The 14,120-nt window shown below is 68.3% G+C and carries 13 protein-coding genes; 2 read left to right on the top strand and 11 right to left on the bottom strand.

The features are described from left to right. Positions 1-5: 5 nt before the first annotated feature. The 3 genes from OMP43_RS19285 to OMP43_RS19275 all read right to left on the bottom strand — a co-directional run bounded on the left by OMP43_RS19285 (position 6) and on the right by OMP43_RS19275 (position 4,190). Complete coding sequence (locus OMP43_RS19285; protein ID WP_280281175.1) at positions 6-1,205, bottom strand: TetR family transcriptional regulator; 1,200 nt, start codon at positions 1,203-1,205, stop codon at positions 6-8. Positions 1,206-1,558: 353 nt separating this feature from the next. Beyond that, on the bottom strand, positions 1,559-2,728 hold the full coding sequence (locus OMP43_RS19280; protein ID WP_280281174.1) for a hypothetical protein: 1,170 nt from the start codon (positions 2,726-2,728) through the stop codon (positions 1,559-1,561). Between the two features lie 58 nt (positions 2,729-2,786). Beyond that, entirely contained in the window at positions 2,787-4,190 is a 1,404-nt protein-coding gene (locus OMP43_RS19275) for a PLP-dependent aminotransferase family protein (protein WP_348538614.1), read from the bottom strand. Between the two features lie 119 nt (positions 4,191-4,309). Here OMP43_RS19275 and OMP43_RS19270 point away from each other — a divergent pair, with 119 nt between their 5' ends. Next, positions 4,310-5,170, top strand: a complete 861-nt coding sequence (locus OMP43_RS19270; RefSeq protein ID WP_280281173.1) for a DMT family transporter — start codon at positions 4,310-4,312, stop codon at positions 5,168-5,170. 73 nt (positions 5,171-5,243) lie between these two features. Here OMP43_RS19270 and OMP43_RS19265 read toward each other — a convergent pair whose 3' ends face one another. From OMP43_RS19265 to fucP, 6 genes are read right to left on the bottom strand one after another with little or no spacing between them, the layout of a single operon-like run. Further along, on the bottom strand, positions 5,244-6,083 hold the full coding sequence (locus tag OMP43_RS19265; protein ID WP_280281172.1) for a fumarylacetoacetate hydrolase family protein: 840 nt from the start codon (positions 6,081-6,083) through the stop codon (positions 5,244-5,246). Positions 6,084-6,108: 25 nt separating this feature from the next. Next, complete coding sequence (locus OMP43_RS19260; RefSeq protein WP_280281171.1) at positions 6,109-6,846, bottom strand: SDR family oxidoreductase; 738 nt, start codon at positions 6,844-6,846, stop codon at positions 6,109-6,111. 11 nt (positions 6,847-6,857) lie between these two features. Continuing rightward, a complete protein-coding gene (locus OMP43_RS19255; protein ID WP_280281169.1) occupies positions 6,858-7,682 on the bottom strand; it encodes an amidohydrolase family protein in 825 nt (274 codons plus the stop codon). Then, positions 7,683-8,708, bottom strand: a complete 1,026-nt coding sequence (locus tag OMP43_RS19250; RefSeq protein ID WP_280281168.1) for an aldo/keto reductase — start codon at positions 8,706-8,708, stop codon at positions 7,683-7,685. Next, the gene (locus tag OMP43_RS19245; RefSeq protein ID WP_280281167.1) at positions 8,705-9,043 is read right to left on the bottom strand and encodes an L-rhamnose mutarotase; all 339 of its coding nucleotides are present in this window, start codon (positions 9,041-9,043) and stop codon (positions 8,705-8,707) included. The genes OMP43_RS19250 and OMP43_RS19245 overlap by 4 nt, the downstream gene beginning before the upstream one ends. Then, positions 9,040-10,323: an L-fucose:H+ symporter permease gene (gene fucP, locus OMP43_RS19240; protein WP_280281166.1), complete on the bottom strand. Its 1,284-nt coding sequence runs from the start codon at positions 10,321-10,323 to the stop codon at positions 9,040-9,042. The genes OMP43_RS19245 and fucP overlap by 4 nt, the downstream gene beginning before the upstream one ends. Before the next feature lie 98 nt (positions 10,324-10,421). Between fucP and lldD the strand changes: the two genes are divergently transcribed. Then, entirely contained in the window at positions 10,422-11,558 is a 1,137-nt protein-coding gene (gene lldD / locus OMP43_RS19235; RefSeq protein ID WP_280281165.1) for an FMN-dependent L-lactate dehydrogenase LldD, read from the top strand. 15 nt (positions 11,559-11,573) lie between these two features. Here the strand turns inward: lldD and OMP43_RS19230 are convergent, their stop codons facing one another. Together OMP43_RS19230 and OMP43_RS19225 are read right to left on the bottom strand one after the other, a co-directional pair. After that, positions 11,574-12,869, bottom strand: a complete 1,296-nt coding sequence (locus OMP43_RS19230) for an L-fuconate dehydratase (RefSeq protein WP_280281164.1) — start codon at positions 12,867-12,869, stop codon at positions 11,574-11,576. Positions 12,870-13,177: 308 nt separating this feature from the next. After that, positions 13,178-14,059: an IclR family transcriptional regulator gene (locus tag OMP43_RS19225; RefSeq protein WP_280281163.1), complete on the bottom strand. Its 882-nt coding sequence runs from the start codon at positions 14,057-14,059 to the stop codon at positions 13,178-13,180. Positions 14,060-14,120: the final 61 nt, after the last annotated feature.

Below are 14,120 nucleotides of genomic sequence, written 5' to 3'. Positions count from 1 at the left end.
CGCGTTCAGCGCAGCGATCGGGTTCGCCAGGCTTCGAAGGCGGCGAAGGCGCGCATATAGTGCACGCGATCGGGCACCTTGCGCGCCATGCCGATCATTCCCATGCCGAAGACGGCGATCGACAGCACCTGCGCGGCCGCGCGATCGAAGCCCGCGCCGATGCCGATACCCATGGGCGCCAGATCGCTTGCGCGCCAATTCTCGCCGCGCCGGCGCCGCATGTCGAGCGCATGGGGCAACAGGCTGGGCTCGCGGACGCTGGCAAGCGCGATCATCGAGGTCGCCTTGATCAGGTCCCGGATGCTGGTGTCGTTCGGCGGCCCGCCGCCATGGTCGGCGCGAATATCGCTCCGGCGGCCGTGGAAGCGGGCGATGACGGCGTGGAGCCCGGCCGCCACCAATGCCGGGCGCGCGCCGAAATGATAGACTACCGTGGACGCGGGCACGCCGGCGGCGAGCGCGACCGAGCGATGCGTCACGCTGTCCATGCCCTGCGAGACGATCAGGTCGGCGGCGCTGGCCGCGATCCGCTGGCGTTTCGCATCCGCTTCCTCCTCGGCGGGCGGCGCGGCCGGGTCGAGCAGGCCGATCAGCGATGCGATCCTGTCGCCATCGCCCGCATCGTCCCGGGGGAAGATGCCATTGGCAAATCGCCGGAGGCACAGCGAGCGGAGCAGCGCATATCTCGGGCTGTCGCCGGCACCCAGCGAGAAGCCCGCCTCGTCGAGCGCATAGCCGAGCGCCAGGTCGGCCAGCGCGGCGTCTCCGAACAGGAGCTCGGCCCAGAACCGCCCGGCATCGTCGAGCCAATGCTCGAGCGCCGGCTGGCGATCGGGCCGCAATGCCCGATCATGGACCAATTCGATCAGAAGGATGACCTGGCGCCGTTCCCGGGTCACCCATTCGCGCAGCGCCAGCTCCGCCATTCCCGCACGGGTGCCGGCATCCATGCTGCCCAGTTCGTCCGCGAGCGCGCGCCATCTTCCGAAAAATGCCAGGTCGCTGGCATGCGCCGCCTGCGTCACGCCCTCGAGCAGCTGCTCCTTGCTGCCCATGCGAGTCGAGATCACCGGCACGCTGACGCCAAGGCCGGTCGCCAGCGGCCGCAGCGTCAATTCGGCGAGGCCGCCGGCGGCAATGCGGTCGAGCGCCTCATCGATGATCGCATCGACGGACAGGCCGGGGGGGCGGGGGGATCGATTCACGGGCACGCCGCGCATCTATCGCAGTCACTTCTCCAACGTCGACGATATTCGGATCGCCATCGCCGTCGCCATGATCATCGTCGCCGCCATTGCCGCTATCACGGCCGTCACTGCTCCCATCGTCGTTGCCGTCATCATTGCCATCACCACCGCCGTTGCCGCTACCGGGCGGCTCCATAGGCAGTGGTGCGCGCGTGCCGCCTCCATCGAACGGATGAGACGCGCGGACTTTCCGGGGCCGCAGGAGCGGCCGGAGCCGGGATCCCGTTATCTCGACAGCGCAGGAAGCAGCGGGATCCCGGCGCAAGGCCGGGGTGACGTTGGAAAATCAGATACTTGCTTGGGTTCTCAACCTAGGCGTCGCTCGAAGGATGCGAGGATTCGCGTGCGGCCTCCGCCCGCTGCAGGCCCGGATAGGCCGCCATCAGCCGCACCAGATCGGCCTGCCGGTTGGTGCCGGTCTTGCGGAAGATCGCGGCCAGATGAGTCTTCACCGTCGCCAGCCCGACGCCGGCCGCCGCCGCATGGTCGAGCAGGCTGATCCCCCCGGCGACGGCCGCCGCCAGCCTGGCCTCCGCCGGAGTCAGGTCGAAGAAGCTGCGCAGCGCCGCGATGTCGAGGCGAACGGGCCGATCGCCGTCGGACAGGATCGCCAGCGCCAAGGGGCCGGCGCCGAAAATGCACCGGTCCTGCTCGGCGAGCGGCGCGATGTTCAGCGACAGCGGCGGCCGGTCCCGGCGCGCCAGGGCGAAGGTGGCGCCGGTCCGTCCGCTGCTGCGCCGCGCATCGCCGGTCGCGTCGGCGATCGCGGCGCGAACCCGTGCATTGGCCGCGGGAAGGCTTGCGCCGAAACAGCCGCCGGCGGCGCGCAGCACCGGTTCCTCGCGCAGCATCCGCTCCGCGATCGGATTGGCGAAATGTATCTTGGCCCGGGCATCGACCAGCAGGACGCCGACGCCAAGCCCGTCAAAGGCACTGTGCAGCGCGTGCACATTGCGTTGCAGGGCTTCCATCGTTCGCCCCAGTTCGAAGCTCCGCGCCATATGCGGCAGCAGATCGGACAGAAGCTGCTGCTCCGCTTCCGCAAAGGCTCCGAATTCGGGCCCGCGGATGATCCCGAGGTGATAGGAACATTGCTGCCCCGCATGCAGCAGGCAGGAAATGCCGTGCTTCAGCTTCTGCGGGCGCATCCAATCGGCATAGAATTCGGTGCGTTCCAACTCCTCGACCGGGACGATCTGCTCCGACGAGAGCACCGCACTGGTTCGTGCCGTGGCCTTGCTGCCCGTTACCCAGACGTTCCGGCTCTGGAAATGATCGATATAGCTTTGTCCGAAATCGCCGAAATTGTGGAACAAGGGCTTGTTGTCGTGCGGCGACGCGTGCTGCCAGCGATAGATGGTCGAAAATCCCGAGAGGGTCCGGGTCACCTGGTCCAGGAAATCCATCCATCGCCCGGAATCGAGCGCGCTCGCATAAATCGCGTCGATCAGCGCCAGTTTCTTCGGATTACTATCGGGCACGTCGCCGCTCTACGATGAAATGCGCCGCCCCCCAAGGCCCGGCGGGCGGGGCGCCGGCTCAGCGCTGCCCCGACATGGCCAGGCGCAAGGCCGCATAGACCCGGTCGCTTTCCATCTGCGCGACATTGAAGCGGACGAACGGAGCCGCGGATTGCGAGACGCTGAATACGTTGCCGGGGGCCAGGATCACGCCCTCGTCCATGCAGCGCCGGGCGATATCGGCGGAGTCCAGCCCCTCGGGCAGGCGGCACCACAGATAGAAGCCGCCGCGCGGCATGGTCCAGGGTATGATGCCGAGCTTCGCCAGGCCCTGGGCCGCCCGGTCGCGCGAACGCGCAAGGCGCTGTCGCAATTCGCCGACATGCTTGCGATAGCTTCCGCCCGCCAGGACATCGGCGAGCAGTTCGGTCGCCATCGGGCTGGGCCCGCCGAAGCTCGTCGCCACCTGGAGATCGACCAGCCCCTCGATCCAGTCGGCGCGCGCCGCGATATAGCCGCAGCGCGCGGAGGCGGAGAGCGTCTTAGAGAAGCTGCCGATCCGGATGACGCGATCGAGCCCGTCCAGCATGGCGAGGCGGGGAGAGGGGGCGGGTTCGAACTCGGCGAGGATATCGTCCTCCACGATCACCAGGCCATGGGCGGCCGCGACGCGCAGCAAGCGATGCGCGGTCTGGGGCGACATGCTCGCGCCGGTTGGATTGTGGAGCGCCGAATTGGTGATGTAGAGCCGCGGCCGGTGCGCCTGCAGCGCCGCTTCGAACGCGGCGACATCCGGGCCCGAGCGCGTATAGGGGATGCCGACGATCTCGGCCCGGTGCGCGCGCAGCAGCGCCTGGAAATTGAAATAGCCGGGATCGTCGATCAGCACCGTGTCGCCGGGGTGCAGCAGATACCGGCAGATCAGGTCGATCGCCTGGGTGCCGGATCCGGTCAGAAGCAGCTGATCCGGGCCGGCCGCGATGCCTTCGTCCGCGAAGCGGCCAAGCAGGAACCGGCGCAGCTTCAGCGATCCGCGCGTGCCGCCATAGTCGGACAATATGGGCGCGTCGGCGCGGGCGAGCTCGCGCAGCCCGCGCCGGAGCGCGGCGTTCGGCATCCAGTCGGCGGGAAGCCAGCCGCACCCCGGCATCGCCATCGTCGCGTCGGCGTCGAGCGACTGGCGCGATACCCAGAATGGATCGACCGCGCGGTCGCGCCGCGGCCCGATCTCGCCCACCGACAAGGGCGGCATGTTCGAGCCGGTCACATAGAAGCCCGAACCGCGGCGTGCCCGGATGACTCCCTCGGCCGCCAGCCGGTCATAGGCCTCGACGACGGTGGAAGGCGATACGCCCATGGTCTCGGCGAATGCGCGCACGGATGGCAGCCGGTCGCCGGTGGCGAGCGCGCGGCCGGCGATCCTGCCGCGGATCGCATCCATCAGCTCCTCGGTGCGCGTGCCGATGCGTCGATGCTGCTTCAATCGTTCGGTCCAGGCATGTGTATGGGAGAGTTCGTCAATACAGTTTCCGGATATTGTATTGGATTGTTCCTGTCTTGGCCAGAAGCGGCATCCTATCCCGCTCGCGAAAGCGAGGCGCGATGGAAAGAACTACCGCCGGTTGGGGAAGCGGCCTCCTGGGGGTCGTCATCTTCAGCGGATCCCTGCCGGCGACCCGCATGGCGGTGGCCGAGCTGACGCCGTTGTTCGTGACTTCCGGGCGCGCGGTGATCGCGGCGCTGCTCGGCGCTGCCTTTCTGCTGGGGCTGCGCCAGGACTTGCCCGGGCGCGGCGACCTTCTGCCGCTCGCCATCGTCGCGATCGGCGTGGTCGTCGGCTTCCCGCTCCTGACCGGGTTCGCGCTCCAGCACATTACCGCGGCGCATTCGGTGGTGTTCGTCGGCCTGTTGCCCCTGTCCACCGCGATCTTCGGGGTGCTGCGCGGCGGCGAGCGGCCCCGGCGCGTCTTCTGGATCTTCTCCTCGATCGGTGCCGCCACGGTCGCGGGCTTCGCGCTCTACCAGGGCGGTGGCGGTTCGATGGCAGGCGACCTGCTGATGGTCGCCGCCATCCTGTTGTGCGGGCTCGGCTATGCCGAGGGCGCGGCGCTCTCGCGTCGCCTCGGGGGCTGGCAGGTCATCAGCTGGGCATTGCTCATCGCGCTGCCGGTGATGGCGGTGATCGCGCTTGCGACGGTGCCGGCCAGCTTCGCGGTCATCGGCTGGCGCGCCTGGGCGGGCCTTGCCTATGTCTCGCTATTCTCGATGATGCTGGGCTTCGTGTTCTGGTATCGCGGCCTGGCGCTTGGCGGCATCGCGCGGGTTGGCCAGCTCCAGCTCCTGCAACCGTTCTTCGGCCTGTCGCTCGCGGCGCTGCTGCTCGGCGAGCCGGTTGCGTGGACGATGATCGCGTCGACGGTGATCGTCATCCTCTGCGTGGCGGGGGCCAAGCGCTTCGCCTGACCGCCGCGACGCCCGCGGCCCGGGGTTACGGCCCCGACGGACCGTGACCCCGGGAATCGCCCCCGCGCGCCGGCTAGGCGTCGACGACCAGCTGATGCTGCTCGCCCAGGCCCGCAATCCCCAGCGAGACCCTGTCGCCCGGATTGAGCCAGACATTGGGCTGCTGGCCCAGCCCGACGCCCGGCGGCGTGCCGGTGGTGACGACGTCGCCCGGCTGCAGGCTCATGAAGCGGCTGAGATAGGACAGGATGAAGGCCGGCCGGAAGATCATCGTCGAAGTCGAGCCGTTCTGGTATCGCTTTCCGTTGACTTCCAGCCACATGTGCAGGTCGGCGAGGTCGCCGATCTCGTCCGGCGTCACCAGCCAGGGGCCGATCGGGCCGAAGCTGTCACAGCCCTTTCCCTTGTCCCATTGCGAGGATTGCAGCTGGAAGGCGCGCTCGGAGATGTCGTTGCAGACGAAATAGCCGGCGATCGCCGCCGTCGCCTCCGCCTCGTCGACATAGCGGCATTCGCTTCCGACCACGAACGCCAGCTCGACTTCCCAGTCGAGCTTGGTCGATCCCCTGGGCTTCAGGATCGGGTCGTTCGGCCCGGAGAGCGCGCTGGTCGCCTTCATGAACACGATCGGCTCGTCGGGAATGGCGGCGCCGGTCTCGGCGGCATGATCGGCATAGTTGAGCCCGATGCAGACGAACTTGCCCGGGCGCGCGACACAGGCGCCGAGCCGCGGATTGCCCTCGACCCGGGGCAGGCTCGCCGGATCGAGCGCGCGCAGCCGCGCCAGGCTTTCGGGCGCGATCGTGCCGCCATCGATGTCGGTGACGATGCCGCTCAGGTCGCGGATGGCGCCCGCGGCATCGAGAAGGCCGGGCCTCTCCTGGCCGATCGGGCCGAAACGCAGCAATTTCATACGCAAAGCTCCTTGGAACGCTCGATCAGTTGGTCCAGCCCCCATCGATCACATGAATCTGGCCCGTCGTGAATGCAGCTTCTGGCGAGGCGAGATAGAGTGCCAGGGCGGCGACTTCGGCAGCCAGGCCGAGCCTGGCCATGGGCTGGCGCGCCACGAACGCGGCCAGCGCCGCGTCATAGTCTCCCGTCGCGCGCAACCGCTCGTGCAGGGACGGGGTCTCGATCGTGCCCGGGCAGATCGCGTTGCAGCGTATGCCATGGCCGACAAAGTCCGCCGCGACCGCCTTGGTCAGGCCGATCACTCCGGCCTTGGTGACGCCATAGGCGAAGCGATTGGGGACGCCCTTGATCGAGCTGGCGACCGACGACATGTTGATGATGCTCCCGCCGCCCCGCGCGATCATCGCGGGCAATGCGGCGCGCACGATCCGGTACATGCTCGTCAGGTTGAGGTCATGGGCCAGCGCCCAGTCGTCCGGCGCGCAATCGAGGATCGTTCCGCCCGGCACCGTGCCCGCGCAGTTGAACAGGATGTCGAGCGGGCCGGCACGCGCGAGCGCCTCGGCGATCGAGGTCGCGTCGCGCACGTCGAGCCGCGCCGTCTCGCAGCCGGCGATGCCGGCCAGGCCCGCCAGATTCACGTCCGTCGCCCACACCGTGGCGCCTTCGGCGGCAAAGCGCTCGGCGGTTGCCCGGCCGATGCCCTGCGCCGCCGCGGTCACGAGCGCGGTCTTTCCTGCCAGCCGGCCGGGCTTCGTCATCCTTGTCTCCGTCAGATCCGATAGATGCGTGCCGCATTGGCACCGAGAATGGCCTTGCGCGCGCCGCCGCCGAAGGGCGCGAGCAGCGCGTCCGAGATGGCGAGCCAGTCCGCATAGCTGCCGGCCAGGGTCAGGACCGGCCAATCGCTCCCCCACAATATCCGGCCGGCGCCGAACCGGCTCGCCACATGATCGAAATAGGGGGCGAGGGCGGCGGCATCGGTCCCCGCCGGGGCTTCGGTGAGCAACCCGGAGAGCTTGACCGTGACATTGGGCGCGTCGGCCAGGGCGGAGATCGCGTCCATCCATTCGCCGCCGGGCGCGTCGCCGATCCACGGCTTGCCGAAATGGTCGAGCACGATCGAGAGGTCGGGATGGCGCGCCGCGAGCACCCGGATCGCGGGCAGCTGCGCCGCGCGGACGAGCGCGTCGAAGACGAGGCCATGGCTCGCCATCGCGCGCAGCGCCGGGCGGACCGCGTCGCCCAATATCCATGCCGGATCGTCCAGGTCCTGCAGCATCGGGCGCAAACCGAGCAGCCCCGGCGTTCCCGCCAGCGCGGCGATGCGGGCCGGCGCGTCTTCGGCCGCAAGGTCGGTCCAGCCGACGACCCCGGCGATCCAGGGATGCCGGCCGGCATGGGCGAGCAGGAACTCGGTTTCCGCGAGGCTGGGGGCGGCCTGGACGAGGATCGCGGCGTCGATGCCGTGCGTCGCCAGGAGAGGCGCGAAGTCCTCCGGCTCATAGTCGCGGTGGAGGATGCCGGCCGCCGGCGTCAGCCAGCCATAGTCCCCGCGCGCCGGCCGCCAGAGATGGAAGTGGGAATCGATGCGCATCTAGCGGCCGGCCGGAACGGGCGCGGCTTCGGCGATCAGGCCGGCATCGCGAAGCGCCAGCCAGAATTCCGACGGAATGCGAAGCTGGTGGAGCTTGATCGTCTCCTCGACCTGCGCAGGCGCGCCCAGGCCGAGGATCACGCTGGCGACGGCGGGATGAGCGAGCGGGAATTGCAGTGCCGCGGCCGCGAGCGGGACCTGAAAGTCCCGGCAATGCGCCTCGATCCTGGCGACGCGGGCCACCACGTCCGCCGGCGCCTCGCCATAATCGTAGCGCAATTCTCCGCTCTGCATCGTGCCGGTAGCGAGAATGCCCGAATTATAGGCGCCACCGATCACGACGGCGACCTGCCGTTCGAGGCAGAGCGGCAGGAACCGGTCCAGCGCGCCCTGCTCGAGCAAGGTGTAGCGGCCGGCGAGCAGCATCACGTCGCAATCGGCCTGCTCGAGCGCTTCGAGGCCGGCCTGCCATTCATTTGCCCCCACGCCAAAGCCGGCGATCATTCCCTCGTCGCGCAGGCGGCGCAGCGCCTCGAAGCCCCGGCCCTGGGTCAACTGGTCGAAATAATGCGCGTTGCGCGCGCCATGCGTCCGCGCGCCGATGTCATGGACGAAGAGCAGGTCGACCCTGGCCAGGCCCAGCCGCTGCAGGCTGTCCTCATGCGAGCGCAGAATGCCGTCATATGTATAGTCATAATGGCCGACAAAGGGCAGGGCGGATCGGAAGCCCAGCCGTTCGGCATCGCCCCGAAGCGCGGAATCCGCGCGCAGCAGGCGCCCCACCTTGGTCGACAGCACGATGCCCGGCCGCTCGCGCAGCGCATCGCCGGTCCGCCGCTCGCTCAGGCCATGGCCATAATGCGGCGCCGTATCGACATAGTTCATCCCCGCCGTCAGCGCGAGCTCGATCGTGATCCTTGCCTGGAGATCGGTGATCGGATGATAGAGATTGCCGAGCGGCGCGGCGCCGAAGCCGATCTCGCTGACTTCGATCCTCGCGCGGGGAATGGTCCGGAGCGGAATCACGGCGCGGGATGCTCGTCGAGCGCGAAGATCCGCGTCATCGGCAGCCATTTCGGGCCATCGGGCGCGATCGGCCGCTGATAGGCGCGCATCTCGGCTTCCCATTGCGCCACGATCGGCTGGAGATCGGGATCGAGAGGGGCCAGGCCGGCCGGCGCGATGTCGGCGAGCATGACCAGGCGGTCCGCGGCGCGCCAGATCTCCATGTCGCGATATCCGAGCTGATGGATGGCACGAATGACCTCCGGCCAGACGGCGCCGGGCAGGTGGCGCGCCTCATAGGCGGAGATCAGCTCCGGATCATTTTCCAGGTCGAGCACGAACAGGGCGCGAGTCATGCGGCATGTCCTTCGCGAAGCCGCAGCACGGCAAATGCCAGCACGCCGACAAAGGCGAGCGCCGGGACGAACATCATGTGGTGCACGCCGCCCACGCCCTCGGAGACGATGCCCATGAGAGGCGGCATCAGCGCGCCGCCGATGATCGCCATGACCAGGAAGGCCGCGCCGCTCTCGGTCTCGTCCTCCAGCCCTTCGACGCCGAGCGCGAAGATCGTCGGGAACATGATCGACATGAAGAAGCTGGTGAGCCAGAGCGCGCCCACCGCGGGCATGCCGGTGGCGAGCGCGGCGAAGCCGCAGAGCATGATGTTCGCCCCCGCGTAGATCGCGAGCAGCCGTGCCGGCGCGACTCGCTTCTGCAGGAAGGCGCCGCTGAAGCGGCCGACCATCAGCATCCCGAGGCTTCCGGAGAGCAGGAACGCGGCGGTGCGCTCGCTCAGATGCGGAGCCTGCGCCTTGGTGAAGTCGATGAAGAAGCTCCAGACGCCGACCTGGGCTCCCACATAGAGGAAGAGCGCGATGATAGCCGCGAGCAGGCCGCGATGGCGAAGCACCGCGAACATGGAGCGGCTTTCGCCGCGCGCCGCCTTCGCCCGATCGAGCGCCGGGAAGCGCGTGCAGGCGATCAGCAGGGCGATGAGGCAGACCACCACGCCGATCGCGACATAGGGACCCTGCACGGCTGCCGCCGCGGCCGACCGCCATGCCGCGCGCTCGGCCGGCGCCATCGCGGCGATCTGGGCCTGGGTCCGTTCGTCCGTGGAGAAGATGAACAGCCCGCCGACGATCGGGCCCAGGATCGCGCCGACGCCGTAGAAGGACTGGGCCAGATTCAGCCTCGCCGACGCCGTCTCCCGCGCCCCGAGGATCGTTACATAGGGGTTGGACGCGGTTTCGAGGAAAGCGAGCCCGATCGCGATCACGTACAGGGCGACGAGGAACAGGCCGAACAGCTCGGTGGAAGCCGCCGGATAGAAGAGGAACGCGCCGCCCGCATAGCAGGCCAGGCCGATCAGGATGGTGTTCTTGTACCCCAGGCGGCGGATGAGCAGGCCCGCGGGAAGGGCGGCGCAGAAATAGCCGATATAGAATGCGAACTGGATCAGGCTCGCTTCCGTGCGGCTGAGGTCCAGCGCCTTCTGAAACTGCCGGATGAGCACGTCATTCAGCGCCGCCGCCAGCGCCCAGGAAAAGAACAGCGACGTGACGAGCGCGAACGCCACCGCATAGCGGCGCTCTATTATCGGCGGTGCTGCAAGGAACGCGCGACTGGCCATCTCAGATTTCCTCCCCCGAGGCAGAGCGGGTTGTGCTCTTTTAAATTTGCGTATTTAAAATACAAGTTCATAGAGAAAAACAATATCAGGATAACCCGATGATCGCGACCTCGACCAGTGATTTTCGTCTGGCGGCGCGCCGGCGGCTGCCGCGCTTCCTGTTCGACTATGTCGATGGCGGATCCGGGGCGGAAACGACGCTGCGGCGCAACGAGGCCGATCTGGAAGCCGTGGCGGTGCGGCAGCAGATATTGCGGGATGTGCGGGACGTCGATCTGTCCTGCACTCTGTTCTCGCAGCGGCTCGCGCTCCCGGTGATGCTGGGGCCGGTTGGCCTGGCGGGCATGTATGCCCGTCGCGGCGAGGCGCAGGCCGCGCGCGCGGCCGCGGATCGGAACATACCCTTTTGCCTCTCCACGGTGTCGGTCTGCGCGCTGGACGAAGTGGTTGCGGCATCGTCGAGACCGATCTGGTTCCAGCTCTATGTCATTCGGGACCGCGGCTTTATGCGGGACCTGCTCGCCCGCGCCAAGGCGCAAGGCGTGCGCACCCTGGTGTTCACGGTCGACATGCCCGTCCCGGGGATGCGGCGCCGGGACGCGCATAGCGGCCTTTCCGGGCCATGGGGCGGGATGCGGCGGCTCGCGCAGGCGGTGGGGCGGCCCGGCTGGGCGTGGGACGTCGGCATTCGCGGGCGGCCGCACATCCTCGGCAATGTCGCCCCCGTGCTCGGCAAGGCGAGCGGGCTGGAGGATTTCATGGGCTGGCTTGCCGCCAATTTCGATTCCGCCGTCCAGTGGCGCGACCTGGAATGGATCCGCGAGGCCTGGGAGGGGGATCTGATCGTCAAGGGGATATTGGACCCCGGGGATGCCGGCGACGCGGTGCGGCTCGGAGCCGATGGCATCGTGGTTTCCAACCATGGCGGCCGCCAGCTCGACGGCGCCCTTTCGACGGCGCGGGCGCTGCCGTCGGTGGTGGAGGCGGTCGGGGACCGGCTCACCGTCCTGGCCGATTCCGGCATACGGTCCGGCGCCGACGTCGTGCGCATGCTCGCGCTGGGCGCGCGCGGAGTCCTGCTGGGGCGTGCCTGGGCCTATGCGCTGGCCGCGGCGGGCGAGGCCGGCGTCGCCCGCCTGCTCGACCTGCTCGCGGCGGAGATGCGCGTCACGCTCGCCCTGACGGGGGTGCGCACCATAGCGGAGGTCGACAGGGCGCTGCTGGACCCGCGCTAGTGCCGGGCCACGGGTTCAGGCGGCGCGCCCGCGACCTGGCGCATATTGGTAGCGGGTAAGCGTCTCCGGCTTCATCTCGATCGAGAAGCCCGGCCGTTCGGGCGGCATATAGGCCGCCGACCGGATCACGCAGGGATCGACGAAATGCTCGTGCAGATGGTCGACATATTCGATCACGCGGCCGTCGCGCGTGCCGGCGAAGCAGAGATAGTCGATCATCGCGAGATGCTGGACATATTCGCACAGGCCGACGCCGCCGGCATGCGGCCAGACCGGCAGGTCGTATTTCGCGGCCATCAGCAGCACCGCGAGAACCTCGTTGACGCCGCCGAGGCGGCAGGCGTCGATCTGAACCACGTCGATCGCATAGCTCATGATGAACTGCTTGAAGAGAATGCGGTTCTGGCACATCTCGCCGGTCGCGACCTTCACGGGGGCGATGCCGGCGCGAATATGGACGTGCCCGAGCACATCGTCGGGGCTGGTCGGCTCCTCGATGAACAGGGGCTTCGCAAAGGCGAGGGCATTGACCCAGTCGATCGCCTGCTCGACTTCCCAGACCTGGTTGGCGTCGATCATCAGCACGCCATCGGGGCCCAGCACTTCCCGCGCGATCGCGACACGCCGCACATCGTCCGCCTGGTCGACGCCGACCTTGAGCTTGATGTGGCGGAAGCCGGCATCGACGGCTTCCTGCGCCAGGCGGCGCAGCTTCGCGTCGTCATAGCCCAGCCAGCCGGCCGATGTGGTGTAGCAGGGATATCCCTCGGCCCGGAGCAGTTCGATCCGCGCCTCCTTGTCGGCGGCGCGGGCTTCCAGCAGGGCGAGGGCCTCTTCCGGCGTGATGCAGTCGGTGATGTACCGGAAGTCGATCGCCCGCACGAGCTCGGCCGGCGACATGTCCGCGACCAGCCGCCATACCGGCTTGCCCTCCGCCTTGGCCCAGAGATCCCAGACAGCGTTGACGATCGCCCCGGTGGCGAGATGGATGGCGCCCTTGTCGGGGCCGATCCACCGCAGCTGGCTGTCGCCGGTGATGTGCCGCCAGAACGCCGCGGGCTCGGCGCGGATCGCGTCGAGCGACTGGCCGATCACCAGCGGGCGCAGCGCCTCGATCGCCGCGACGCAAACCTCGTTGCCGCGGCCGATGGTGAAGGTGAGGCCGTGTCCGGTGAGCGCGGGCGTGTCCGTCTCCAGGATCACATAGGCCGCGGAATAGTCGGGATCCGGATTCATCGCATCCGAACCGTCCAGGGAAAGGCTGGTGGGAAATCTGATATCCAGCACGCGCAGGCCGGTGATCACGGTCATTGGTTGGTTTTCTCCGTGACAGGGGAGATCATGTGTCAAGCACGGAGCCTTCCATATTCAACCGCAGTAATTTTGTATATGGAAATATGATTTCTAGATAAAATTACGTCTCTTAAGGCCTTGACACCCCTGCTGGCGGGGCGATCGCGAGCGCTGCTCCATGGGGGCTTTCCGCGTTCATCCAGGATGCCGGGGCGCGTGCCGGCAAGGGCGCGCGCGTGCGCACGCGGCGCGCGGCGGCGCCCGGCCGGTCGCGAAAGCGGAATCCGGAAATGGCTTTTCATGCGCGGCGTCGCGCCGCGCGGGGCCTAGCTGGCCTTGCGGCTTCTGCGCGGGCGCTTGGGCTCGGGCACGGAGAGGCTGGGCACCACGGGCGCCTCTTCCCGATCATACCAGCCCAGGACGGTCGATATGTCGAGCGCGGTAGCCTTCAGCAGCGCCAGCGTCTCGTCGACCGACAAGTGCGGGGCATCGTCGATCGCCGCCAGGAACGGAATGGTGAGCGCCGCGACCACCTGGCCGCTGAACCCGAAGATCGGGCAGGAAAGGTCCGATACGGCGGCCAGCCGCGAGCTGGCGATGGATTCATGCCCCTGCGCGCGCACCGCGGCCAGTCGCTTGGCGAGCTTGCGCGACGGCGCTTCGCCAAGCACGTCCGGCCAGCTCGCCTCGTCCATGAACGCCAGCAGCACATGGCCCGAGCAGCTGGTCTCCAGCGCGATGTCGGTGCCGAGGCGAACCGCGAATCCGGTGGGGCCCGGGCTTTCCTGGCGCGCGACGATCAGCCCGCGTCCGCCATTGACGACCACGAGATGGCAGGACTGCATCGTTGCGGCGGCCAGCGCGCGCATCCGGGACGCCGCGACATAGGTGAGCTCCTGCGCGGGCGTGGCGCGGTGCGCCAGCTCGAGCAGCTTGTAGGTGACGCGATACCGGTCGCTCGCGGCCTCCTTGTGCAGCCATCCCCGGCGATCCAGGGCAACGACCACGCGGAACAGCTCGCTGACCGAGCGCCCGAGCCGCTGGGATATCTCGGTGATGGTCAGCCCGAACGGCTCGTCGCCGAGCAGTTCGATCACGTCGATGCCCTTTTCCAGCGCGGGCGCGCTATAGTTGGGCGAGGCGCTCTCCCCGGCCGATTTGGTTCTCTTGGTGGCGGGTCTGATCTGCGATGCGGGCTTCGGCGGCATCGGCCTAGGCTAGCGCAGCACGGGCGGCTTGTCATGCCCCGCGCAAAGGAGATTCCTCCAT

The sequence above is a fragment of the Sphingomonas sp. CBMAI 2297 genome (genome assembly GCF_029870595.1).
GTDB lineage: Bacteria > Pseudomonadota > Alphaproteobacteria > Sphingomonadales > Sphingomonadaceae > Sphingomonas.
This window is presented reverse-complemented; position numbering and strand designations above follow the sequence as displayed.

What these genes read in the sequence shown, in the direction of transcription:
- OMP43_RS19270 (WP_280281173.1), top strand. Translation starts at nt 4,310, where the DNA reads ATGGAAAGAACTACCGCCGGTTGGGGAAGCGGCCTCCTGGGGGTCGTC.
- OMP43_RS19265 (WP_280281172.1), bottom strand. Translation starts at nt 6,083, where the DNA reads ATGAAATTGCTGCGTTTCGGCCCGATCGGCCAGGAGAGGCCCGGCCTT.
- OMP43_RS19260 (WP_280281171.1), bottom strand. Translation starts at nt 6,846, where the DNA reads ATGACGAAGCCCGGCCGGCTGGCAGGAAAGACCGCGCTCGTGACCGCG.
- OMP43_RS19255 (WP_280281169.1), bottom strand. Translation starts at nt 7,682, where the DNA reads ATGCGCATCGATTCCCACTTCCATCTCTGGCGGCCGGCGCGCGGGGAC.
- OMP43_RS19245 (WP_280281167.1), bottom strand. Translation starts at nt 9,043, where the DNA reads ATGACTCGCGCCCTGTTCGTGCTCGACCTGGAAAATGATCCGGAGCTG.
- fucP (WP_280281166.1), bottom strand. Translation starts at nt 10,323, where the DNA reads ATGGCCAGTCGCGCGTTCCTTGCAGCACCGCCGATAATAGAGCGCCGC.
- lldD (WP_280281165.1), top strand. Translation starts at nt 10,422, where the DNA reads ATGATCGCGACCTCGACCAGTGATTTTCGTCTGGCGGCGCGCCGGCGG.
- OMP43_RS19230 (WP_280281164.1), bottom strand. Translation starts at nt 12,869, where the DNA reads ATGACCGTGATCACCGGCCTGCGCGTGCTGGATATCAGATTTCCCACC.
- OMP43_RS19225 (WP_280281163.1), bottom strand. Translation starts at nt 14,059, where the DNA reads ATGCCGCCGAAGCCCGCATCGCAGATCAGACCCGCCACCAAGAGAACC.